We start from the raw sequence: 25,137 nt of genomic DNA, 5'->3' as shown, positions 1-25,137 counted from the left end.
GGCAGAAGTATTGATTGTACCGCTTCTCTCTGTAGGTAGAGGCTACAATATATTGGATCAAAATGGAGAGTCGTTATTTGGATCGGTCTTTTTCCTCGTTCGTCCTTATCCTATTCCGAATGACATGAATTACTTGGTTCAAGCGCTCCACTCCTACTTGACTCAATATTTACAACGAATAACAGGACAAGGGATTCATTATGAAAAAGCTGTTTCTAAATTACGCCAAATTAGCAGCGGTAAGTTCGAAGCGATATATAAAAAGCCTGACTATTGGTCGATTCTTAACGATTCTGAAAGAGAAGTTATGGCGTGGTATACGTTTATCCCGATTTGGCAAATGATTGGACGATTGCTGCGCGGCGGTAAAAATGCCAGAGTATTTTTCTGCGATTCAAAGTTCAATGCAAAGCCTGCTGGTAAACCAGAAGGGATGTCCATGTTGGATAGTTGGGCAGCGATTATGCAGAAGCACAAAAGGGATCCTTTGTTCTTGAGTTTGTACGGACCATTTATCGACGGAATAAATAATATCACTCGGGAGGGATATAGCGATGAAGAAGATGGAACTGTTTGCACTGGAGATTGATGAAACGCTGTTTTATAACGAAACTATCTATTATATGAAAATGCCGGAGAGCTGGAGAAACTTCTTTAATAGAGAGCGTACAGATCGCTTTAAGCTTGCATTTAAAGTAGAACCTCTAGGAAAGAAACTTAAAAGTATTTTTCCTGAAATCGTAAGCGTATGTTCAAACAATAAGGTGTTGCTCGATGATCAGCTTTGGCTAGTTTCCACAAAACCTATTCATTCATCGTATATAAAACATTTGACGCTTGGATGGCTAGCACATTTAAAGGATTATTCGATTCTTGATTTACCGCAAGATGTAAGGGATTCGGAGCTTGTTTGGGTTTCTTCTACGTTTGGTGATGTTCACGAATTCGTTGATAACTACCAGTGGGTTCCCGGCATGGCAGCAGTCAAGTTCTGCCAGGAATCAAAGTTTCTTGATTTAGGTAATGAGCTACGTGAAGAGCTGAAATTCTATCATGTTATCTTTAATGATAAACACGAATGCATTTCTAATCCGATTCGAAAATCTCATCGTTATGATCCATTTTCTTATGTCATTCGATTTGCATTGAAGACTCGTGGGGGAGATGCTGATCGAGCCATACTAACGGTTTCCTTGGGGACAAGAAGGTATTTGAGCGATGTACAAATCAAAGAAGGCAAGTGTTACATGAGGTCTGGGCATTCCTGTTCGGTTTTGGTATCTGTTCAAAATCCATATGTTACGAGCTTAGATCGTTCATTTTCCCAATTGAAATTTGAAAGACTTCCTCGCAATTCTTCATATACATCATGGGAGAGCGCATTAGACGAATTGTATTGGGATGTGCTGAATGGGGAGTCTTTCGTGGCAGATTCGTTGCTTGTGAATCCCAAGGTCTATTCCGAAGGGAATGGAGAAATCACGGCTTATGTCGTGAACAACAATCTATTTGGTGGAAATAGTGTGAAAGCGGGAATCGGCCTTCCTGAGAAAAGCGGTTTGTATAACCTGGCCAAAGGGTTCTTAACGGATTATGGTGCAAGAGAACTTCAACTTATTCCTGATATTTCTCTTAGAGGTATGAATGACAATCGCTTTCCAATCGTTGTTCCTAAGGAAGAGCGATTAACTATCGAAATTTATAGTTCTCCAGAGATGTTTGATGCAGTGAAGAAGGAACTATCTACTGCGCAAAAATCACTTGATAACGTAACTATCCTTGATGAGATTTCTGACTCCATCTTCAAATTAAATTCGGATAAAGAGTTGATTGTTGAACTTGTCCATTGTAATCCAGACATCATAACATCGGAGTTAGAGATAGATAGATATAACTCGATCGCTCAAGAAAAGCGTATTAATCAAATTGTAAAGCAGCTTTCCAAAGATGAACAACCTAACCACTCGGTATTAGCTCTTGTAGAAATTGAAGAGAAGAGTAAATGGAGAGAGGGGGCCGACCCTAAGAAAGCTATTCGGGAAGGATTGAAGCGGACAGGACGGCTATCGCAATTTATTTACCCGTTAACAGGTGATGAGAAAGGAGATTTATCCCGCATTCTGAATGCAGTGTTAGATCTTTTCAACGATTATGGTCTCTTTAGTGATAACGTCAATAAGATCAGTGCGTCTGGAACGTTGTTTTCTATATCTGTCATAAAAGCTGGAAAAAAATATTTGCCTGCCATTTCAAGATTAGACGGCACGGATCTCAGTGTTAAGCTGTTAGGTAATGATAGGTGGATGACTTTGTCTGAAGCGGCACTGAAAATGGATGAATCTAAATTTCTTGATAATCCTCGAAGAGAAAATAAAAGCAGCGAAGTGTTTAAAGCATTTATCACAGCTGAGATTCACAGTGAACTAGAACGAAGTTCGGGACAAGTCATTGTGCTTATCAACGCTACATTAAGACACGGTTGGTTGGGGGCTATCGGTAATACAAAAATACAATGCGATAGTGTTCCTTATCTTAATGAGCGTTTGGCCAATGAGCCACGATTAAGCTTTATTCGCATTAACGCGACGGATGACGTTCCTCAATATCGAATCATTATCGATGATGAAATGAACAGGTTTACTAAAGCATTAGGAGTTTTTAAGGACCCTATAGGTATTTATTACGGTGTGGGCGGAAGACCAAATGCATGGAAAGGAATCGCTAACGATGTAACCAAGTTTTCATCGCCATCCAAATTATTGCTTCAACAACGGGCTGTGGAATACATTCCGTTAGGAACAGAGAATGAAAACGAGTCGGATGAACTTGCTCTTCTAGCGGATCATCTAAGACGATTAGGGTTGACTTATGATAAGCACACCATTTTTCCGTATACGATGCGTGTACTGAGCTCATTATCGAAATATATAACCGGTAATGAAGACGATTATGATTACGATGCTGAGTTTGAGGAAGAAGTGGAAGTGGATTTAGAGGAAGATTTGATACTCAAATCCTAGATCATCAAAATAATCTTAATATACACTGTACAAGGAGATGCTGTTATGCGGCTCAACAAATTAAGAATAAGCAACTTTCGTAGTTATGGACCAACGGAAACGGTAATAGATTTCGAAGATATTACAACATTTATCGGGGCTAACAGCAGTGGGAAAAGCGCTGCACTACAGGCACTAACTAAGTTGTTCGGAGAAACAAATGCAGATAGAGCGTTAGAGAAATCCGATTTTTATGTATCACATGACGAAGTGCTTGAAGATTTGGAGAGACGAGAGCTTTACATCGAGGCGAATTTCTCATTTCCGGAAATTGAGAACGATGAAGGTGAAACGCATTATGCAATACCTACGTATTTTGATAACTTTGTTGTTGAAAATACTGGCGAGCCACCGTTCTTGCGAATTAGGCTACAAGCTTCTTGGGAGCAAAGCAATACGCCAGATGGAATCATAGAAAGTAAAGTCAACTATGTGTCTCTATCAGAGGATGCAGAAGAAGTAGCTACGAAGATTCCGCCAAGCGAGCTCTCACAAATAAAAATCATCTATGTTCCAGCAATTCGCAATCCATCCACGTTATTAAGGAATGCGACCGGAACATTGCTCTGGCGTGTATTGAAGAGTATTAACTGGTCAACCGAAACAAAGGAGAACATTAAGGATCAATTAAAACGTGCTGAAGAATCCTTGTTTGAAGAGGCTGGATTGGAAAGGGTAAGGGATTCACTGAAAGATCACTGGAAAAAATACCATAAGGATACCCGATACTCGGAAGCAAACATCAGATTCAATAGCACAGACCTGGATCAATTAATAAAAAAGTTTGAAGTGGATTTTATGCCATCCATAACGCAAAAAGCATATTCCATTGATTCATTAGGAGATGGGCTTCGGTCCTTATTCTATTTGTCACTCGTGGATTCGTTTCTGGAAATTGAACAACAAGCTATGGAAAATAGTGAAGAAGAGGACGCACCACTATTTAACATCCAAATTCCGGCCCTAACAATTCTCGCTATCGAAGAACCTGAAAACCATGTGTCTCCTCATCTATTGGGGAACATTATCGTAAACTTAAAAAGAATTGCTTCGAAGAATAATTCTCAGGTCATAATAACCTCACATACGCCAGCTATTGTGAAGAGGGTTTCGCCCGAATCGATTCGGTATTTTAATATATCAATTGATGAATTAGTTACGAAAGTGAAAAAGGTAGTATTGCCTCTTAAGCAAGGATCAGCAGAGAACGAAGAAGCGTATAAATACGTTAAAGAAGCTGTAAGAGCATATCCAGAAATTTATTTTTCAAAATTAGTTATTTTAGGTGAAGGGGATAGCGAAGAAATTGTTATCCCTAAAGCAATTGAACTGGATACCGAGGAGCAGCTAGATAGCATTGCGGTATCTGTTGTGCCATTGGGAGGTAGGCATGTCAATCATTTTTGGAAACTTTTAAAAGAATTGGACATCCCTTATGTTACATTACTGGACCTTGATAGAGAACGTAACGGAGGGGGATGGGGGAGAGTCAAATATGCTTTAGAGCAGTTGATTAAAATAGGAACGGACAAGAGTCAGCTGTTATTACTTTCTAATCAAACCATATTAAGTGACGATCGATTAAGTGTAATGCATACTTGGTCTGAAAATAATCAAGAGAATCAAAGGGCATGGTTAGGTAGACTGGAGCGGTACGATGTATACTTCTCAAGCCCATTGGATTTGGATTTCATGATGTTAGAGGCATTCCCTGAAGCTTATAAAAGTGTGCTAAAAGGAAATGAAGGTCCACGAATCGATCGTGCAGGTAAAATTTCCGAAATCGAGGATAATGATCCTCCGGCAGATGGATATTTAGAACGTGTGGACTTAGCAACCAAACATACTTTAAAAGAAGGTGGGGGCAGTGGCGAAACCTATACTTTCGAACAGAAAAAATTAATGGTGTGGTATGATTACTTCTTCTTACAACGAGGGAAACCTGTTACACATAGATTAGCCTTACTTAATATTAGTGATGTGACGTTTAAAGATAGTTTACCTGCTCCATTAAAGCGACTAGTTGCTAAAGTGAAACAAAAACTTAATGGCGAATAAGGAAAGGTTAATAAATGAAAATTATTGATAAACATATATGGGAACCCGCTGATGGATTAACTCTCGAATCCGCAGCTCTTCAAGTTGTAAAGAGCGAAAGTAATGCTCTTGTTATTGCTGGTCCTGGGGCAGGTAAGACGGAGTTGCTTGCTCAAAGAGCGTGTTTTTTACTTGAAACTAATACATGTAAAGCCCCAAGGAAAATACTCGCAATTAGCTTTAAGAGAGACGCCGCTAAAAATCTTGCAGAACGAGTAGAGAAACGCTGCGGTACAGAGCTTTCAAAAAGATTTCAATCTATGACGTATGATGCATTTGCTAAGAGTCTTGTGGATCGTTTCTATTTAGGTATTCCCGAGGATTACCGGCCTAACTCAGTCTATGATATTGCTGTGATGGACCGAACCCAGAACGACATCAGAACAGCATATGAACATGCTGGCTTTGTTCGTCCTGCTTGGCTACAACCTCGAGACATAAACGGCTTTTTAGAAAAAGAAATTGTTCGATATAGTTTACCATTGCCCCGTGAAAATGATTATCCGACAAAGAATGCATGGGAACTCCTTTTGAAAGGCAATGTAACAGGTACGGCAAGGCTCTCATTTACCATGATCACACGGTTGGCAACATATTTATTACAAAGTAATTCGCAGTTGAGAAAGTCATTACAAATGACCTACAGTCATGTATTTCTTGATGAGTTTCAAGATACCACGCGCATTCAGTATGAATTTGTTAAAACATGTTTCTACAATTCTAATTCGGTACTCACAGCTGTTGGGGATGGCAAACAGCGAATAATGGTTTGGGCTGGGGCAATGAGAGAAGTGTTCCCAACCTTCATTTCTGACTTTGGAGCCAGAAATTATCAGCTAATAATGAATCATCGGTCTGCTCCTAGGCTCGTAGAAATTCAAAAAATGTTTTTCTCGAGATTTAATGAACAACCGATATCAATACAAACAAATCCAAAATGGCAAGCCTCGGATGGACAAGCCTATCTTCATTTATTTGATGACCATGTACAGGAAGCTAAAGTTATTGCAAATCTTATCCAAGAGTATATTAGTGATGGGAATCACAAACCCAATGATATATGCATTCTGGTTAAGCAACGAATTGATACATATTGCAGCGCATTACTGATGGAATTAAATATGTTCGGAATTCAGGCTCGTAACGAGGGTATATATCAAGACTTTTTGAAAGAAGATTATATATCGCTATGCATAAATACTTTTATTTTAGTAATCAGAAGAGATGCTAGTTCATGGACCTACTGTCGGAATATATTATTGGATTTGAGGAAAGAGGATGATTCTTCTTCTGAGATACACACATCACAGAGAGAGTTAAGCGACTTTATATTGGAGCTAAAATCTGATTTAAGGGGAATAAACAGTGAGAATGATCTGAAAATGATTGTCAACAAAATTACCGATTTTTATTCTATAGATGCCCTTAAAGCTTACTTCCCTCAGTATTTAAGATCAAATTACATTGATAGATTAAGTTCGCAATTTGTAAATTATATATGGGAAGAGTACGTTAAGTCAGGTACTATAGGAGCGGCGATAAATAATTTGCTCGGTAAAAATACAGTCCCGATAATGACAATCCATAAAAGTAAAGGCCTTGAATATAAGACGATATTTTTTTTGGGATTAGAGGATGCAGCATTTTTTAGATTTACTGACCAAAGAGAAGAGGATACCGCGGCTTTTTTCGTAGCTCTTTCAAGGGCAAAAAACACGCTTCACTTTACCTTTAGTAAAGTAAGACCAATTGGGCGGTTTAGCAATCAAGACAGGAGAATTATAGCTGATTTTTATCAAGCATTGCACGATTCGGGAGTTGTAGAATCTGTGAACCATGCAGCGAGCACCGAGGTGATTGTGTGACTAAACTAATCAAAGATTTTTGTGATGGCGATGAATTTGTTGGCTTCTATATAATCAAAGAAATAGAAGCCAAACAAACAAATAGTTCGATACCAAAAGATTACTTAGACATTGTGCTTGCCGATTCTAGCGGACACATTTCCGCAAAGTATTGGGAAGCAAGTAAGCTCGATATTGAAACATTCTTTCCGATGTGTCTTGTTAAAGTGCAGGGTGTGGTTCAAGTATACCGTGAAAAACTGCAAGTAAAAGTAATACGAATCCGAAAAACAACGGAACAAGACGGGGTATCCGTAACGGATTTTATCCGTGCCGCCCCTGTAGGTGCTGACGAACTAATCCCAATCATTGAAAATGCCATAAACAGTCTAACTCATAATGATATTAAATCGATTGTAACTTTTTGTTTTGAGAAAGTGAAAGAAACACTGCATTCTGCACCCGCGGCTAAATCCCATCATCATGCTTATTATGGTGGACTAGCTTACCATATAGTTCGAATGCTTGAACTAGGCGAATTTATTAGTCAGCAACGGCCGTTTCTTAACTCGGATTTGATTAAGGCGGGCATCATCTTGCATGACATCGCAAAACCAGTGGAAATGATTTCGGAGTATGGTATGGTAATTGATTACAGTAATCAAGGCAAATTGATCGGACATATCAGTATGGCTGCCAATTGGATTACAGAAGCTACAATCAAACTTGGGCTCGATTTAGAGTCGAATGCCATCTTGGCACTACAACATTTGATTCTGTCTCATCATAATTTGGGTGAATGGGGAAGCCCTGTTCAACCGCAATTACCGGAAGCTGTGGCCCTTCACTATATCGATGCGATGGATGCTAAGCTGCAGATGGTAGAGGACATGCTTCAAACAACCGCGGAAAGTGAAGAATGGACACCGGTTATTCGTGGTTTGGAGAACAAAGCGATTTATAGATTGAAAATATGATCTGCTCTGGGGGGAGAACATTGATTTGGGTAAACGTCCATATCCCTGACAAGTTATGTACAGCACATACATCCACATGCGGTCATGTTCTTCAAGAAGAAACAGGCCTTAAAGGAATTAGAGAAATCAAAGGTGATGGCGGGTGGTATGATTTCTCGCTCGTGGAGGAGGCATCGTTTTGGTCGGGAAATAACTATCCGCATTATGAGTTTAAGAAATGCGGTAAGTGCAAGCCGTAAATACGACGAGCAGCAATAAAGAAGAATCTTAGGGAGATTACAGCCGCGATGAATAATAATGATGATTTGCGTGGGTTCGTTTACGGTAGCTTACGGAAGTACTATTATTTAAAAAACTTCAATACAAAGGGTATCGTAAACGTGGCATCTCTTAAGAGATAGTAAGCGTTGTCGTGCATATGCCCGAAAAGGCAGCATTACGGAATAGAAAGGGGAGAACCCAGATAAAATGGATATTTCAGTTATGCGTCAAGTGCCTGAAGCCATTTATCTTTCTACGCAAGATACAAAATACTATCGTGCAATTTTAAGATATATGTATGAGCAGCATCGTATTTTTAATAACGATGTTCTGCCAGTTGAAATCTATACCTATCTTCAGCAATTCCCGGAGTTTGGGGATTACACCATTGAGAAGCTTGACGGCGATTTATCCGTCCTCGTAGGCAATAAAAATTTAATTCTAAATCAAGACAATACGGACGCTGCAACGCTCGAAGATCTCATAAAAAACAGAAAAACGTATTCATTGACGGAGTATACCATCGAGTTTGAAAAAACGCTTATTTTTTTGGAAAAAAAGCTCAATCGAATTCGCGGAGGCTCCCTCGACAAAAATTTAACGGAACGCTTGTACAATGCGCTTATACGAGTAAATGGATTTTCTGTTTCGGTGGATTTGGATATTAAGGATTTAGAGGACCTTTATGCAGCATGGGATGAACTCTACGAACGTTTTACAAAGCTCGACAACGACGCTTCTGATTATTTAAATCACATCAGTGGCGACAAGCTGGACAGTAAAATGGAGACAGACGCTTTTATTGTGTTCAAGAATCAATTCCGTTCTTACTTAACGGATTTCATTGTAGAACTCAATCGGAATTCGCCATCCATTATTAATATTATCACGCGCATTTCGGAGAAAAAGATCGAGTCGATTATTACGCAACTCATTCGCTACAAAAAAAGTATTCCGACAACAGCGGTGGTGTCGGACCAGGAATATACAGAGACCTTTTTTGATGTTTGGACAGGTATCCGCAACTGGTTTATCGCTAATGGTACGAAACCAAGCAAAGCGTCTCAAATGGAAGTTCGTACGCGCGATGCCATCAGCAAAATGTCTAAGCTTGCCCATTTTCATGCGGAGCGGCAATTCGTTAAGAAAAGTCGTGTGACCGAATTTTTGCGGCTGGCGGATATGGCGCACGCTTCAACGCTTGACGAAGCACACAAAATTTTTTCTTATCTGTTTGGATTTGATGGCATTCAGCATTTTAAACTCGCAAGAAAACCATCGGATAGAAATGACGGAACCGTTTGGGACTTTGAGCCCGACGAAGTGGATGTTACGTACCGGGTGAGACCGATCGGCGAAACGCAAACGAAGCGTAATCTTAAGGTAACCAAAGTCACGCAGGAACAACTCGAAGAGCAGCGGTTAATGAAAGAACGACTAGCATTCGAAGAAAGCGTGCTCTTAGAACTGGTCAGCCAGCCATATCTCGTTATTAAAGAAATGGACATGGTCGAACCATTTGTTCGCAGGGCACTTCTTGATTGGATTGATGCGGCTTTGCTTAATGAAATCGGTTTTGGCGTCTACGAAGGTTCTACAGAGCTTGGCGTTAAATTTAAGCTCCACATTCTGGGCAAAGAAAACGTCGAAATGCGATGCACAGATGGTATCCTTTGGTTACCCGATTTTCAATTGACATTTACAGAGGTGAAAGCACGTGAAAAAGCCCTCGCAGGAATTTCTTGAGTGCATCCATCAACTGCTCGACAATTTTTGGATTGTACGAAAAGATAATCCGGAATCGTTTTATGAGATAAAGAAAAACGAAGTCGCTTTACGCGACTATTTTAAAGATTATTTCCGCTTTAAGCTTGTCTTGGGCGCGGATTTCGCAAAGCTTGAAAAATTTCAAATTACACCGCAAGCTGCAAACGGTATCTCTGATTTCAGGGAAACAAAAGACTATGTCATGTTTTACTGTGTACTCGCATTCCTCGATGGCAAAACGTCGAAGCAATTCACACTATCTGATGTATGCCAAGCTGTTGTTTCTTATTATCCCCGAAGCGGGGCGGATTACAGTTTAGTGGATTTTTTTCCAACACTGACTTGGAAAGGCAACGATGGTTATCGAAATCGTTTATCGCTCGTTCGCGCTTTAAAAGAAACGGTTCGTCGATGCTTAATCGAAGTCGTAGATAAAAACATCGAAGATTTCCAAGACAAAGAAACCGGAGACGCTTTGCTTCGCTCTACCGGACTCGTGAAATATTTTATGCGCAACATCAATTTTGGGCTAGAAACACAGATGACCCTTCATGATGTCGTGTTGTTGCAAGAGATGCAAGAACGCGAGCTTGGAATTGAAAGAAAGCACGTCTTGTACCGTAAACTGTTTTTAGAACCTGCCCTGTACAAACACGAGGTGCCTCAAGCGGATTTTGAGTACCTTCAGCAATATGGGCGTTATCTTAATGAACACGCTGAAACCTACTATGAAATGAACCTTGACGTTTACGACGCCAGTGCCTTTTTGGTGAGAGACAGTGTCGGCACGTTCCGTAAATTTTTTCCCGCAAGCAATTCGGAAGCTAATTTGGTTATCCAATTCGCAAGTTTGCTTCGGTTAAGAATCATTGATAATGACGATGCACTCGCAGAGCAAAAAGACGGCACTGTCGTTTTGACTTCTACGGATATGGATATGATGTGCCGGCACTTGGTTGGTGAGCACAGCCATACGTGGACAAGCGGTTTAAAAGGCATGAGCATTACCGAAATCAAAAATAGTATTGTAAATACACTAATGGATTGGAAATTAGCCGATGTTACGCAGGATAGGGAAATCAAACTTTACGACGTTATCGGTCGTTTTTTTGAAAAATCGAAAGAAGAGAGCTCGAAGGGGGCTTAACTATGAAACGGGATTCCGAACGCTGGAAACCAAACCGCATTATTTTCTTTAACTATTGGTACTTCCCAAACGAAGAATATAAATTTAGAAATGGCAGACTGCTCATTAAAGGTCACAATGGCGCGGGAAAGTCCGTTGCCATGAATACGGTCTTCACTTTTCTTATCGATGGCAATAAAGACCCTAAACGTCTGGACCCGTTTGAATCAAGTGACCGCAAGTTTTATGATATTTTACTTGGGGAAGAATCACTCAACAAAGATATCACAGAGCGCATTGGTTACGTAGTTGTCGAGTACAAATTAGGCGATAAAGAAGAGTACATGACAACCGGCATTGGCATGCACGCCAAACGCAAAAACCGAAAGATGGAGGATGCATGGGGCTTTGTTATTCCGAATCGCCGTATTAATAAAGGAAAAAATTCGCTTTCTCTCTACACAGCCGAAATGCTCGACGGCTCCTTTGAAAACATCCCAAAGGATAGAAAGCAATTCACAAACGACGTTGGAGACTCTGGTAATGTGGTGGATTTAAACCAGTATGCCAAACACATGAACGATCGCTTGTTTGGATTCCCAGATGAATCCGGTCTTAAACTGTATACCGATGTGCTCGTTCGTTTGAAAAGCCCGAAGCTTACAAAAGGTGGCGGACCTGATGATTTGAAGGACACTCTTAATCATTCGTTGCCTTCTCTAACCGAACAGGAATTGTCGGCTCTGACAACAACCGTCCAAGCACAAGATCAAACCCAGCGCGAAATCGTGAAGACGCAAGCCGACCTATCGTTCGCCGTTAAACTCGACAAAGGCTACGACGATTACGTTTCTTACGTGTTTGCGGATAAGGCAAAACATTTCCTTGATTATATGCAAGAGTTGCAAAACGTGAACGCCGAATATGACGCCACACTTGCTGAAATTGCCGATAAAACCGAAGCATATAATGCTACCGAGCTTCAAATCCAAGCGATTAAAAGTGAAATCGAAGGGCTAAAAGAAGCAAGGTCTGAACTTAAACATGAAGAAGTTAGTAATCTTGAAGATGCACTCAATTCGGCTAAAAACACATTTCAAAAGCTAGAGGGCGACAAAATAGACAAGTCGTCCCGTTTCGACAACAAAAAACAAGCATTATCATTCGAACAGGATGTCCGCCGCAGAATTGAAGACGACCTTTGGGAAATTGAAAAAGAAATGAAAGCCGTACTAGAAAACCTAGAAGAAATCGCTTACGACACTTCGTTCGCGGATATTTATGACGCTTTCATTGACCATTACAAACGGCATGTAAATGAAGGAAGGTATGATTTTTCCCATTGGGAGACGCAGACACGGGTTCGCCTTCAGCAGCTTGAATCGCTTCATAAACAGTGGTCCGATTACGAGCAAAAGAAACGCACCTTTACCGACATGCGCGAACAAATCGGAGAAAAGCAAACGGCATTGGATGCACAAAGGCAGCTTAGAAGTGACCAAGCGGACCAATACGACCGCGAACGTAATAATAGCTATGTCGAAGTTGAGACCTGGATAAAAGACCTTCACACCTTCACACTTAGCATTAATAGCGCTACGACGGTTAAGCGGATGATGAATGGCTACTTGGAATCGGTAACCGAGGAAGAGATGCTTGCACCTATCCTGCGGGAGCGGGATGAGCAAATCTCCAATCTTCAGCTTACACAAGTATCGCTCGCTTCTCAAAAGCAGGCCAAAATGGATGAGAAATCACGTGCAGAACAGGAAAAGGCGGCGCTTGAAGCAAGCGAGGAAATTGAACCTGAACTTCCTGAACCAAAACAAAAACAAATCGCAGAACTTAAAGCGACAGGCATCCCCTTTGTCCCTTTCTATGCTGCGGTTGAATTCAAACAAAGCCTCTCAGACGAGCAGAAATCACGCTTAGAATCCGTGCTCGCGGAAGCGGGTATTTTGACCTCGCTTATTGTGCCGGCTCCCTATCAAGGCGCGGCGCAGACTCAGGCAGTCCAAAGCAGCAACAATCCCGCAACTACAAACAACCTAACACAATACTTTGATGTTGCAAGTGGCGATGAAATAACGGAAGCAGATGTCTTAGCGGTCCTTAAAGGGATTTCGATTTCGGACACTGATGCACATTATGTATCGGATAACGGTGCTTTCAAAGGTTCCTTTGTCTTTGGTACGGCCCCTCACTATGGGGTGGCAAAATATATTGGCAAACATGCGCGTGAACAAGAACGCCTGCGCAAGATAGCTTCCTTGATGGAGAAGATTGCAGGGCTGGATAATGAAATAGCGCGACTCCAAACCGACATTGATGAAAGCAAAGTCATTATAGGGGCAGTAGAAGAAGAGTTCAGACGGTTTCCGAAGTTCGCCGCACTTAAAGACGCGAAACTGAAACTGGAAACCATCGTTAGCTACATTGCCGATATTTTAGAACCGGACATAGTGCGTTTGAATGATAAGTTCAAGGAACAAAAAACGGTTCTTGATGCACTGCTTGCTAAAATCAACTCAGAATTTGAATCCCTTTCCGTAGACAGAAACGAGCAAGCGATTTATCAGGAATGTCAAAACATCGGCAATTTTAGATCGGCTCTCACAAACATGAAAAGCGCCCGCCGTTCATATTTCGATAAGCAAACACTGCTCGAAAACCAAGATGAAAAAATTCAGGAAATCGGCGATGCCATCGAAGAGGCTAGAGGGGCGGTACTTGCACTTGATGGTCAACTAAAAAGCCTTACCGTAAGGATTGATAGCTACGAAACACAATTAAAAGAGATGGATGCCGACGGTATACGCGAACTTGCAAAGTCGATTGCCGACAAGCTAGACGAATTACCCAATGTTCTCTCCGACCTTAATCGTTCTTTCGGGGAATTAGATAATGCCTTGAAAACGTTAAAAGACCGTTTGCCGCTTGGCGAACAAAAAAAGCGCTTCTTAACGTGGTTTGTTGGCGCTTGGGAAAAAGCACTTTTGCAAGACGTTAAAGAATTCGGAGAACGACTGAGCTTACCGTTAGATGCGGACTCTGTTTCTCTTGCAACTGTCGTTATGCAGAAGTTTGGTAATCTTCTTACGAAAAAAGATAGAGTTAAAATTAAGAGTGATATGGGCGCCGTCTTTGGTGAAGCAGACAAAGGGCTGCCTGAATACAATCTCAGCATGGAGCCGGTCGAGTTTGAACTGGACGCGCCGGAATTAACTGCTGATCAAAACAGCCTTTGTGACATACTGATAATGATTGCGAAGCGTGAAAAGGTTACGCTGGAGTACCAAGCTCGCCGGGTATCGCCGAACTACTCCAAAACCAAACTCGAAGAGCGAGATAAAATTCTCGCCGATGTAATGGCAGAGAAGGATATCGAGATTTACGAAGACATTCTCATTAATCATGTCGGAGAAATCATCAAAGGAAAAATCCGCAACGCAAAAGAATGGGTACTGCACATCAACGAAATCATGGAACGCACCCAAATATCAAGTGGGCTGAAGTTTGACATGGTGTGGTCGCCAAAAAGCAATCCAAACGAGGACGAACTGGACACAGCGGATTTGATGCGTATCCTCGAAAAAGACCCAGTCCTTCTCTCGGATACCGACAGAAAGAAAGTTGCGCAGCACTTCCGGTCCAAAGTGCACGATGCCAAACGCAAATCCGAACTAAGTGGCACTTCTTCCTTTATAGAAGACATCATGAAAGTGCTTGATTACCGCGATTGGTACCAATTCATCATTTATTACACCAAGACAGGCGAGCCGCGCAGAGAAATGAAGAAAAGTAATTTTAATACCTTCTCAGGCGGCGAGCGTGCGATGGCCATGTATACACCGCTACTTGCAGCTGTAGATGCCAGACTCCAAAATGCAAGACCGAATGCACCGCGTATATTCGCGCTTGATGAAGCATTTGCCGGCGTCGACGAAAAGAACATCAGGGAAGCATTCAAAGTCATCGAGTCGTACGACTTTGATTACACGCTTAATTCACAAGCCATTTGGGCGACATTTGAAGAAGTGCCGGACCTTTCTATTGTCGTTTTAAGCCGACTAGGCAACGCGAACGTGGTGATGTCGACAGCCTACACATGGAATGGTATTCGGAAACTGCCCGTCGATGAATCTCAAGAAGAGCCGGAAGACAACAGCGAATCATTCAAATCGCAAATCGCCTTATTTTAACTAAGTGGGGAACATGTCATGAACATAGCCAACGAGGCTGCGAGATATTTCAAAGAGAAGAAGGGCTTTGATCGTCTTTTCGTTGAGTTTGAAAAACGGTACAAAGGCTTAGAACGCATTGGCGGCAACGCCATCCTGGAACACGTTACGGATGAAGAGTTTATCACCATCCGAGGCATAATCGGAGACAAACTTAAGAGAAACGGGGACAAGCTATCTGTCCCCTTACTTCTTTTTGAAGAAAAGCTCCAAGGAACAAAATTTTCAGGCATCAAGCTCTTAACACTATTAGAGGCGTATACCGGCAAAAAAATCGTCACGAACAAAGAAAAACAATTGGCTTTTGAACAGGAGAAAGAACGTTTCTTCATTGAAATCCATCACACGCATCCTGGTTCCAATGCCGACTTTATCATGGCGAAAATTAGCGAGAAGTCTCCAGGCACACTTCAAGTGCATGCACTTTATCAACAAGATACAAAGGCACTTAGAACCGTTTTAAGTGCTTCCTTAAATGCAGTAAATAAACTTCCACTTCAACAACCCAAAAGACTCGCGCTTTTCGCAGCGGATGTAACCGATAATCCGCATTTCTTTGATGTTAAAACAGATGCCGGGCGTCTCTTCATTTCTTTTTTACAATTACTGCTCGAAAGGGATGGTTGGGTATACAGAACTAATCCTAATGCAGAAGAAGTCACGGAGATCCTTAGCACACACAGGATATGGCGAGATGATGTGCTTAACTTTGTTTCTTGCTTCGGTATTCGTGGATTCAAAGATAATGAAGATTCATTTAAGGTGCTTGAGGGCGCAATTGAAGAAAAGACGATATGTAATTTACCTTTACGTGATGTATTTCGTATAAAGAGAGTAGAAGCATATAAGCAAAAGGTATTCGTTGTTGAGAACTCATCGTTGTATTCAAGCATAATCGAAGAATTTCAAGACAAGCCGTTTACACCAAGTATCCTGTGTACTCATGGACGAATGAAATTATCCGCACTCCTGCTGCTCGATAAAATAGCAGAAAGTAACAATATTATTTTTTATGCTGGCGACCACGACCCACAAGGCTTATCTATCGCGGAAAGTCTTGTAAAGCGCTTAAAATCTAAAATTAAGCCATGGAGGTTCGATAAAGAAAGTTATCTGCTAAGTTTATCTGATGAAATGTTTGATTCTGAAAAGATGTTAACCAATATTAAAGAACCGCAACTTCAAGCACTGATTCAAGTTATGCTTGAATATCGGAAGTCCGCCTATCAAGAGAAGTTAATTGAGCATTATTACGATGACATTCTTCGCGAATTAACAACCTAAAATCCAGTGATGTAGTCGGCGCAGATTTGTTCTTCGTTGATGACACTGGCAGTATTGATATGAAATGAAAATGAGTGATAGAGAGAAATACTGCTATTGTCGCTCATCTTTTTATTTTGCAGGAAAATGTAACCATTTGTCGAACTCTTCTAGATATTAAATTAGAGGAATGGGTGAGTTTACATATGCAACTTTATAGCTTGAAAATCGAAGGTTTTCGTAGGCATCTGGATACAGAGGTGTTTTTTTCGGACGCCACCTTTCTGATAGGTGACTAAAATCCTTTTTGTTGAAAATACTTAATATTTCAATAACTTTAAGTTCGTTAATAATAAAGCAACACATCTATATATTAAAGCATTACAACAAAACATATTCATATTAAACACTCGGTCGAATGTGACATAACGAGTGTTTTTTTGATGTTGACCAATTAATTCAAGGAGATATGTTTAAAATCATCTTTTGTAGATATGTTAATCTCAACATGTTAAAATAAGAACCCATATTCCCTATTTAGGATATTCCCTCCTTATAGCCCAGAATACGAATGATAAAAAGGAATAATGTGGGATGCCGTCGAAATGCCATAGTGCATAAGATTCAATAAATAAGGATGGAAGCCTATGGAGAGAAGTATTATCAGTCGGGTAGTGGGTGAACAAAGCAAGGGAGAAAGGCTGCAACGTCTTAGAGCTATCCAGTTAATATTTGATGAGCTTGAAAAATCCCCCAATGTATCTGTGCTTGTAGCATGTGAGCATATTGAAGACATCTATCTGAACAAAGAAGATGGCTATGGCAAAAATTCGGAATACATAGAAAGTGACAAGAGTTATGAATCCAAATGCTTTTCATTAAACTCTGATGAAGTAAAGAATAGTTTAGTGAGCTTTTTGGATTGTTCTTTACGTTTTGGTAAACATATTCGTTATGGTTTTTACACGAATACTGGAATTACGAATGAGCGTACTACTGATTTATTAAAAAGAAACAAATTAGAACTGCCAGAAGAAAAACTAATAAATTTATTAATAGATAAAGATTATCCAACGGTTCTTCCTTATCTTAAATGCGTTGTGTTAGAAGATTATAAAAATCAATATGCAGGAAAAAATGAGACCGGCTTTTTAGATGTAATTGAACAGTACACAGATGAGATGTGGATCCAGTTCCTTGAACAGATTGATTGGAAGTTTGACCAGGAAGATGAGAATCAGCTTGAAGCTACATTGCTGTTAAAAATTCAAAGATGTCGTTTGTATAACACTATAACGGTTTCTGGAAAAGAACAGTATATTATCGATGCGCTGGATAAAGAACTTGAAAAACGGCAAGCATCCAAAGAACCTATTCATCGAATGATTAATGCAGATACAGTAAGAGCAAAATTTCTTGAAATAGGCAACAGTGTTGCATCTGTAAAGCCCATTAATTTATCGAGTAAAAATGAGAGCGATAAATTTTTCACTGATATACTAGATAAAAATGTTAATGCTTTTTTTGTCAAAACAAGCTATTATACTCGTGCTTTAGAAGCCTTAAAACAAGATAACATAGTTATACTTATAGGGCAGCCCGGAATTGGCAAAACAATTACATCAGAAAAGATAGCTTATGACTATAAGACCAATGGATTTAAAATTCTGCGTTCTGAGAAATTGAATATAGGAAATGCAAAAAACTTTTTAAGGGAACAACTACCTCAAGAAAAAACGCTAATAATACTTAATGATTTTTTAGGACAATCCATTACAGAATATAAAAATATAAATTCTAGTGAGTTGAGTGATTTGTTTAGGTTTTTAAGAGCATACGATCATATAAAATTACTTATTAATACTAGAGGTGTAATATATCAAGAAGCCCTTCAAAATACCAAAATTAACTCTGAGGTTACTAGTAGTTTAAACGATATATGTGAAATACAGATGGCAGATTTAACTTTTGTGGAAAAAGCTTATATTCTACATTGCCATTTAAAGCGAGCTTTTGAAAAAGGAATTCTATTAAGTGAACACTATCAAGCTGTGATACAAGATAGAATATATGGTAAAATTGTAATCCACGAGAATTTTATTCCACGAATTATGGAGTACATAACCTGTAAACCCTTTGTTACGAAAACTAATCCTCAAAACTATGTAGGCGAAATATTTGAAACCTTAGCAAATCCGTCACAAATTTGGAAAGAAGAATATGAAGGATTAGAAAAACTGGATCGTATTTTATTGAATACTCTTTTTTCTTTAACAAATACAAATGTGCCCATTGAAATCTTGAAGGAATGTTTTGAGAAAAGAATAAAAGATGAAAAGTCTGATACAACAATAAACTATTTCAATAATTCTATTAATCGATTAACGGAATCGCTCGTTAAGCTCGAGGTGTTTCATGGTGAACAACGAGTTGGTGTCCTAAACCCGTCAATAAATGATTTCTTATTAAACCATTTATCGGAGAACAGTGATGAAATGGAAGCAATAATAAATCACTCAATGTATTACGAACAAATAGAGCGATTAATAACCTGTAAGGTGCCAAAAAATCTTCTTATAACACAAATAAAAGATGGAATTTTCAAACGACTCACTACTTTTTCTAAGCAAGTATTTTCAAATATGGAATTTATGTTTGCACCTCCACCGTATTTATATGTGTTAAAAATATTGTTAATACACCTTAATGAATCTGATTTGGTTGCCTGCGGTATACACAAATCAAATATTCAACATTTCGTTCACGAAATATTTGCAACACAGTATGACAGTATTGAAGCAAATTCAAGGCTCTATTTTGCATATGAATTTCCAATTGTTTTTGCAGAATTGATAAAAAGTGATAACGAATATGATTTAAAAGAGATTCTGGCAGATGAAAAGTATTTAAAAGTCATTATGGATTCCATCGCTAGGTGCGATGTTTTTTGGGATATCCTTGTTGATATTCAAGAAAGATATTATGCATCTTTAAAAGAAGCCTTTTATAAATTCCCAATAGTACAATCAAGCATAATTGAAAGAATTACATCAGAAGTCATTTGGGATGTCCAAGAAGATATTCTATCCAAAATTACATCTGAAATTGAGGACAACTATGATGAGCTTGAAGAATATGAGGATGTTTATGAAATGACAAATTTTGTTCTTCAAGGCACTGTAGATGATATTCACGACCAGATTACAGAGATAATGAATGCTAAGTTAGACAAACGGGGAATAAATTCGATTACTGCTGAGGATTTTGATATAGACACCATTTTAAGTGAAGATATCGATATTCATGACATGATCGAGCGAAAATATAATGAAATGATGTATAGTCAAAGCGATGAATATAAGCAACAATTTCAAGAGCCTATTGAGAATATAGTTGAATTATTTGAAGATACCTATTGGCTCTCATGATTTTTGTTGATGTACTCGAAAATGCCAATGCTATCTTAAAATGGCTAAAGAAAACCAGACAAAAAAATGACGAAATTTAAGGTGTGAAGGTGTATGATGAAAATATGCGAAAATCATATACAAGTGACTTTAAAGTAAAAGCGGTACTGGAAATTTTCAAGGAAGAAAAATCCCTAAGTTGGCGTCTGAGCTGGAAGTTCACCCCAATCAGCTTCCAAAATGGAAAAAAGAGGTTGGGCGCAAAAGGGGGCAGGACCGGCAAGCCATCCGAGTTCGCGTGGAGGATTAACCACCAAAATTCATGCGATGGTGGACGCGCTCGGCTATCACTACGTTCGAATTGACGTCAGGACAAGACCACGATTCTGTCACCGGCTATCGCTTTCTTCAAGAACTGGACTACTATCCGAGCGAAGTGTTGGCTGATCGTGCCTACGATACCAATGCCATTCTGGAGCTTCTACAAAGCCGAGCAATCACTGCGGTTATCCCAAGCAAACGCAATCGGCAGGTAAAGCGCCTGTTAGATTCTGAAACGTATAAAGAGCACCATTTAATTGAATGCATTTTCAATAAAGTAAAAAACTATCGACGTCTGGCCACTCGCTATGAAAAAACAGCGAACATGTTCATAGCTTTTTTGACGCTGCTTTCCATTCGTTTATGGCTCAAATAGGTTTGCGTACAGACCCTAGTAAGGAGATACAGATCGAGAAAATTATCTTTAATTAAGGGGATAATATGTATGGAGTTGATTTATTTATGGGTATCAGATTATCGTAACATTGAAAATACTGGATTTAAATTATCATCAAATTTTGATGTTAAATTTAATAATAATAACAAGGGTTACAGGGAGCTAGTAATTAGAAATTTAACTATTAATAATTTATTATTCGAAGAAAAAATCGAAAATGTCCATGCTATTATCGGAAAAAATGGGGCAGGCAAAACAAATCTCATGGACCTACTCGGTTTTAATTATAAAGAAAGAAAAATGGCATTTAATGCAAAATATTTTATTTTATATCACATGAGTGATGATATTTATGCTATTGAAGGTAGAGGTTTTGAATTAATTGAGCCGAACATCGTGAATAATCCGACTGTCGGTAGTTCTCTAAATTCTTTAAATTATGTAACAGAGCCATATAGTCTACTAATCAGAAAGCTTCCTAAGAAAAATAAATTTGAATTTATTAGTTTCCTTCAGTTTAAAGAACAGTATCATCGTAATGACCATATTTATTATATAAAAGACTTTGATCATAATAGTAATTTTGGTATCAACTATTCGAAAAATAGTGTTGAAAGAAATGCAGATTCCGCTCTATTCAATAGAGCGAAAATTGATCATAATGACATTAATAAATTGTCGATGTATAAATTAATCACTTATTTTAATAACTCAACTTTTAAAAAAAATTCAAAGCATCTATTTAATCTTAACGAAAGTGTGTACGTAAGAGTTAATTATAGTATAGATTACAATGATGAATATATAGACATTGATTTAAAAATAGAGAATGAAAAATTTACAAAAATATTAGATCGTGTATCGAGAATTTACACAAAAGAGGAATTGAAGCATCAATTTATTCTTAATTTTATGGAACAGTACATATATTACAGTTACGCTTCCTTAAAGCAATTTGAAAAAGAGAAAGCGATAATTAGTAATAGTAATTATAAAAAGCTGATAAATGAAACTGATCTAATTAACTCAACTTTCGCAGCATGAAATCGGCAAACAAGCCTTGATGTAACTGGGCAAAACGGCAATCCATTGCTGGAGTTGACGCTGTATCAGAGCCGAAAGCTTTTTGCCGGCCTTCGTGGCAATTTCGTTGATGAGATCGAGCAATTGTTGTAAGGCAACCGCCCAATCGAGCGTACCGACTTCGTCGCATAGCAAATAAAACAAGCCTCCGAAGGAGCGCGCATCGGTGCTTTGCCGATGCTGCCAAGCCAGCAGGATGTAGCGCGAAAACACAAGCGTCGTATGGCTGATCAGCAAATCATAGGAGCGGCCTTGAAACTCTTTTTGCAAACGAAGCAGTGATTTGGTGCACTTGAAGAAGACCTCAATGTCCCAGCGAATCGCGTAGATGCGGATCACGTCCTCTACGGAAAGGGAAAGGTCTGTCGTCAAAATAGCGAGCCATTCATTCTTCTTCGTACGATGACGAACGAACACCACGCGAACCGGAATGTCTGGGGCAAGCTCGGTTCGAATGCAGCGGAGAATGCCACGCTTGTTGCTCACCACAGGAAACGCTGCCGCGTACAGTTCTTTGAGCGACAGCTTCCGGCCTTGAACCAGGAAACGCTTATTGTCATTCTTGACCATGCCGATCACGTCGAGCCCGCGGGCAATGACTTCGCCAATGAGAGGCGCATGCGTAAACCAGCTGTCCATCAAGACGTAGGAGGCGGTCGCCCCTGCTGCCAAAGCGCGATCCAGCATGGACGCAATGACCTGCGGAGCCGATCGGAGCGATTCCTGACGGCGCTTGTAGCCGTGCGATCGTTTGTCGATGTTCTCGCTCATGCCGTTGATGGCAGACTTGCTTGAACTGAGCAGCGCGAAGTCGAGCGGCAAGAAGGTATGCCCGTCGGACCAGCCCATGGTGAGCATACGAAATCCTTTGTAATAAGCGCCGGTGGCATGATCTTTGAATCGGGCGAGCAACTCAACAGCCTTGCTGCGATTGCGTTCGAACATCGAATCGTCAACGATGAAGACGGTGTCCCGGTCGACAGACGTAAGAGTGCTGACCTTCCGTACCGTGGCGACACTGAGTGATGTCAGAAAGCGACGCCAGGCAAAGCCGGCATGATTGAGGAAGCGATACACCGCATCTTTGCCGGGAAACGATTCTCCCTTGCTGCTCTCGAGCAGACGAAACCAGTTCTTTTGATGAAACAACAGGACAAAGACGAGTTGGAACAGTCGGGCACAGCTGAAACCAAATCGCTTGCGCAACCCAGCTTGTCGAAGATGTTTCATGACGTTCAGTTCTTGAAAAGCAGACTTTAATTCGTTTGGCAGTTGATTAAGATCGGGCTGATGGTCTATCATGATGGAAGACACCTCTTCTGTTTGATAGTGATTGCTCGCACTTTCACTTTACCAAACGAAGCGGTGTTTTTCTATTTTGCAAGCCATGTATCTGATTGCTTAGTAGCCCTGTGGCTGCAAGGATTTAGGCTAGTTTTTGCTCTGCGAAAGTTGAGTAATTAACATTACTGAAGTCGAATATTATTTAAAGGTTCAAAAGATTATCTCAGATGAAATAAAGAAATATACGGATGTAACTAATCATGACAAATTCTTTGAGTCATTTTCTTTAGCTTGTTCTTATCTATTAAACTTAAATGCAGAATTTTTTGACGATAAAACACAAATTAATATCCCGATCAACATTCTTGAAGATAAGCAAGTTATAGATTTCCTGAATTTTATCGATGAATGTCAAAGTCCTGAAGTTAATTATCTCAATAATGCTTTAGTCATTTCGATTGGCCCCATGAGTGATGGTGAACAGGCTTTTATTAAGTTGTTTTCGGCTTTATTCTATGGGCTTACATTAAATCGATACGAAGAAAAAAGAACTGCAATCATTTTATTAGATGAGCCTGACAAGTCAATGCATCCTGAATGGAGTAGGATACTACTGTCTGAGGTAATGAATTTCTTAAATAGATTAGAAGAAGGGTATGAACGTTACCAAATTATTATTACTTCTCATTCACCTTTCGTTATTTCTGACTTACCAAAGGAAAATGTAATCGCCTTAGACAAACATTTAACGACTGGTAAGTGTGTCATTAAAAAAATAGAAATTGAGCAGACTTTTGCTAATAATATTCATTCTATTTTAATAGATAAATTTTTTATGACTGCGACGATCGGTGAATTCGCGCTCGATAAAGTAAATTCAGTAATTAACCGATTAGTTCAAAAGGAGTCATTATCCGAAGAAGAAACGGTTGAGTCTAAATATATTATTTCATTGGTCGGGGATGAACTAATTAGAGAGAAATTAGTGGAATTATTTAATGATAAAATTAAATTCCAACGAGAAGGGAATAGCCGATGATAGGTATTACTCATAAAAAAATGGAGGATATAGCATCTGAACACTACAAAGAGCTTGAAGATCAATTAAAAAAGCGAAAAATGTATAATAAAGTAAATAATTGGTTTTTAAATAATGGACTTCACATCAGTCTTAAGAGTGTTGTTTTAGCTAATGTGGATTTCCTTGGGAAGATTGTTTACAAATACAGAAGATTTAGCTATCCAAGCGAAATCCATTATTTAGTAAACGTTTATCAAAATTTATTCGCAAAATCCAATAAATCTATAGGGAGCAATTATTATAATGCGGTGGCCTTATGTAGAAAATTAGGAATTACCGTTTGTCCTTATTGTAATAGAAACTTTATAAACAATGTTGACCTTGGGGAACAAGGAATTAAAAGAACTTCGCAGCTCGATCACTTTTATTCAAAGGACAAGTATCCTTTTTTAGCGATGTCATTTTATAATTTGATTCCTTCCTGCCCAGCTTGTAATCTTTTAAAACATAACCGAAGGATATCAATATCACCTTACGATACACGAATAAATTTTGAAAAAGAAATTATGGTTAATTATGTGCCGAAATCTGCCATCTTTTTTTTAAAAGAAGAAGATATCGAAGTTAAACTTGAATATAGTGATAGGATGAAACGCAATATTAATGTTTTCGGTCTAGAATCTCAGTATCTCTTACATAAAGATATAGTTTTTGAAATTGCAAAAAAGTGTGAGTTTTACAGTAAAAGTCAACTCAAAGAATACAAAAAAAATTTTGGACGGCTTTTCAAAAATGAAGATGAAATGAAACGAGTATTGTTTGGAAATTATCTTAAACCTTCTGATGCTTACAAGCGTCCACTTGCAAAATTAACTGGAGATATATATCAGCGACTAGTAAGACCATGAAAGGATGTATAAATTAATTGAATTCCCCCGAGTAGGAATAAGGAATGGCAAAATCGTCTCCTGCATTAGCTTCTATAAAAC

The 25,137-nt window shown here is 39.3% G+C and carries 16 protein-coding genes; 15 read left to right on the top strand and 1 reads right to left on the bottom strand.

The window, feature by feature from the left end; genetic code table 11:
* Window positions 1–52 precede the first annotated feature (52 nt).
* The 13 genes from ACZ439_RS09340 (at window position 53) to ACZ439_RS09280 (ending at window position 21,804) form a co-directional block, all read left to right on the top strand.
* A complete protein-coding gene (locus ACZ439_RS09340) occupies window positions 53–589 on the top strand; it encodes a hypothetical protein (protein ID WP_464620935.1) in 537 nt (178 codons plus the stop codon).
* Window positions 555–3,020 carry a pPIWI_RE module domain-containing protein gene (locus ACZ439_RS09335; RefSeq protein WP_464620934.1) on the top strand — a complete coding sequence of 822 codons (2,466 nt, stop codon included), beginning with the start codon at window positions 555–557 and terminating at the stop codon, window positions 3,018–3,020. The genes ACZ439_RS09340 and ACZ439_RS09335 overlap by 35 nt, the downstream gene beginning before the upstream one ends.
* 45 nt (window positions 3,021–3,065) lie before the next feature.
* The gene (locus tag ACZ439_RS09330) at window positions 3,066–5,117 is read left to right on the top strand and encodes an ATP-dependent nuclease (RefSeq protein WP_464620933.1); all 2,052 of its coding nucleotides are present in this window, start codon (window positions 3,066–3,068) and stop codon (window positions 5,115–5,117) included.
* Window positions 5,118–5,131: 14 nt separating this feature from the next.
* Entirely contained in the window at window positions 5,132–7,021 is a 1,890-nt protein-coding gene (locus ACZ439_RS09325) for a UvrD-helicase domain-containing protein (RefSeq protein ID WP_464620932.1), read from the top strand.
* The gene (locus tag ACZ439_RS09320; RefSeq protein WP_054798777.1) at window positions 7,018–7,977 is read left to right on the top strand and encodes a 3'-5' exoribonuclease YhaM family protein; all 960 of its coding nucleotides are present in this window, start codon (window positions 7,018–7,020) and stop codon (window positions 7,975–7,977) included. Before ACZ439_RS09325 ends, ACZ439_RS09320 begins: the two co-directional genes overlap by 4 nt.
* A 468-nt stretch (window positions 7,978–8,445) precedes the next feature.
* Window positions 8,446–9,984 (top strand): TIGR02677 family protein, encoded by a 1,539-nt coding sequence (locus ACZ439_RS09315; RefSeq protein ID WP_464620931.1) that lies wholly within the window; start codon window positions 8,446–8,448, stop codon window positions 9,982–9,984.
* The gene (locus ACZ439_RS09310) at window positions 9,956–11,152 is read left to right on the top strand and encodes a TIGR02678 family protein (RefSeq protein ID WP_464620930.1); all 1,197 of its coding nucleotides are present in this window, start codon (window positions 9,956–9,958) and stop codon (window positions 11,150–11,152) included. The genes ACZ439_RS09315 and ACZ439_RS09310 overlap by 29 nt, the downstream gene beginning before the upstream one ends.
* A gap of 2 nt (window positions 11,153–11,154) precedes the next feature.
* A complete protein-coding gene (locus ACZ439_RS09305) occupies window positions 11,155–15,333 on the top strand; it encodes a TIGR02680 family protein (RefSeq protein WP_464620929.1) in 4,179 nt (1,392 codons plus the stop codon).
* An 18-nt stretch (window positions 15,334–15,351) separates the two neighbouring features.
* Window positions 15,352–16,656, top strand: coding sequence for a TIGR02679 domain-containing protein (locus ACZ439_RS09300; RefSeq protein WP_464620928.1), 1,305 nt, complete (start codon window positions 15,352–15,354; stop codon window positions 16,654–16,656).
* 626 nt (window positions 16,657–17,282) lie between these two features.
* Entirely contained in the window at window positions 17,283–20,063 is a 2,781-nt protein-coding gene (locus tag ACZ439_RS09295) for an nSTAND3 domain-containing NTPase (RefSeq protein WP_464620927.1), read from the top strand.
* 178 nt (window positions 20,064–20,241) lie between these two features.
* Complete coding sequence (locus ACZ439_RS09290) at window positions 20,242–20,352, top strand: hypothetical protein (protein WP_464620926.1); 111 nt, start codon at window positions 20,242–20,244, stop codon at window positions 20,350–20,352.
* 12 nt (window positions 20,353–20,364) lie between these two features.
* Entirely contained in the window at window positions 20,365–20,739 is a 375-nt protein-coding gene (locus tag ACZ439_RS09285; protein WP_464620925.1) for a transposase, read from the top strand.
* A 69-nt stretch (window positions 20,740–20,808) separates the two neighbouring features.
* Entirely contained in the window at window positions 20,809–21,804 is a 996-nt protein-coding gene (locus tag ACZ439_RS09280) for an ATP-binding protein (protein ID WP_464620924.1), read from the top strand.
* Here ACZ439_RS09280 and ACZ439_RS09275 read toward each other — a convergent pair.
* Window positions 21,787–23,145, bottom strand: a complete 1,359-nt coding sequence (locus tag ACZ439_RS09275) for an IS4 family transposase (RefSeq protein ID WP_028406325.1) — start codon at window positions 23,143–23,145, stop codon at window positions 21,787–21,789. The genes ACZ439_RS09280 and ACZ439_RS09275 overlap by 18 nt on opposite strands.
* A 448-nt stretch (window positions 23,146–23,593) precedes the next feature.
* On the opposite strand from ACZ439_RS09275, the gene ACZ439_RS09270 reads away from it, so the two are divergent.
* Complete coding sequence (locus ACZ439_RS09270) at window positions 23,594–24,166, top strand: AAA family ATPase (protein WP_464620923.1); 573 nt, start codon at window positions 23,594–23,596, stop codon at window positions 24,164–24,166.
* Window positions 24,163–25,056: an HNH endonuclease gene (locus tag ACZ439_RS09265; protein WP_464620922.1), complete on the top strand. Its 894-nt coding sequence runs from the start codon at window positions 24,163–24,165 to the stop codon at window positions 25,054–25,056. Before ACZ439_RS09270 ends, ACZ439_RS09265 begins: the two co-directional genes overlap by 4 nt.
* Window positions 25,057–25,137: the final 81 nt, after the last annotated feature.

Source organism: Paenibacillus sp. JCM 9796 (assembly GCF_055379675.1).
Note: the sequence above shows the minus strand (reverse complement) of the source record. Positions and strands in the feature narration are given on the sequence as shown.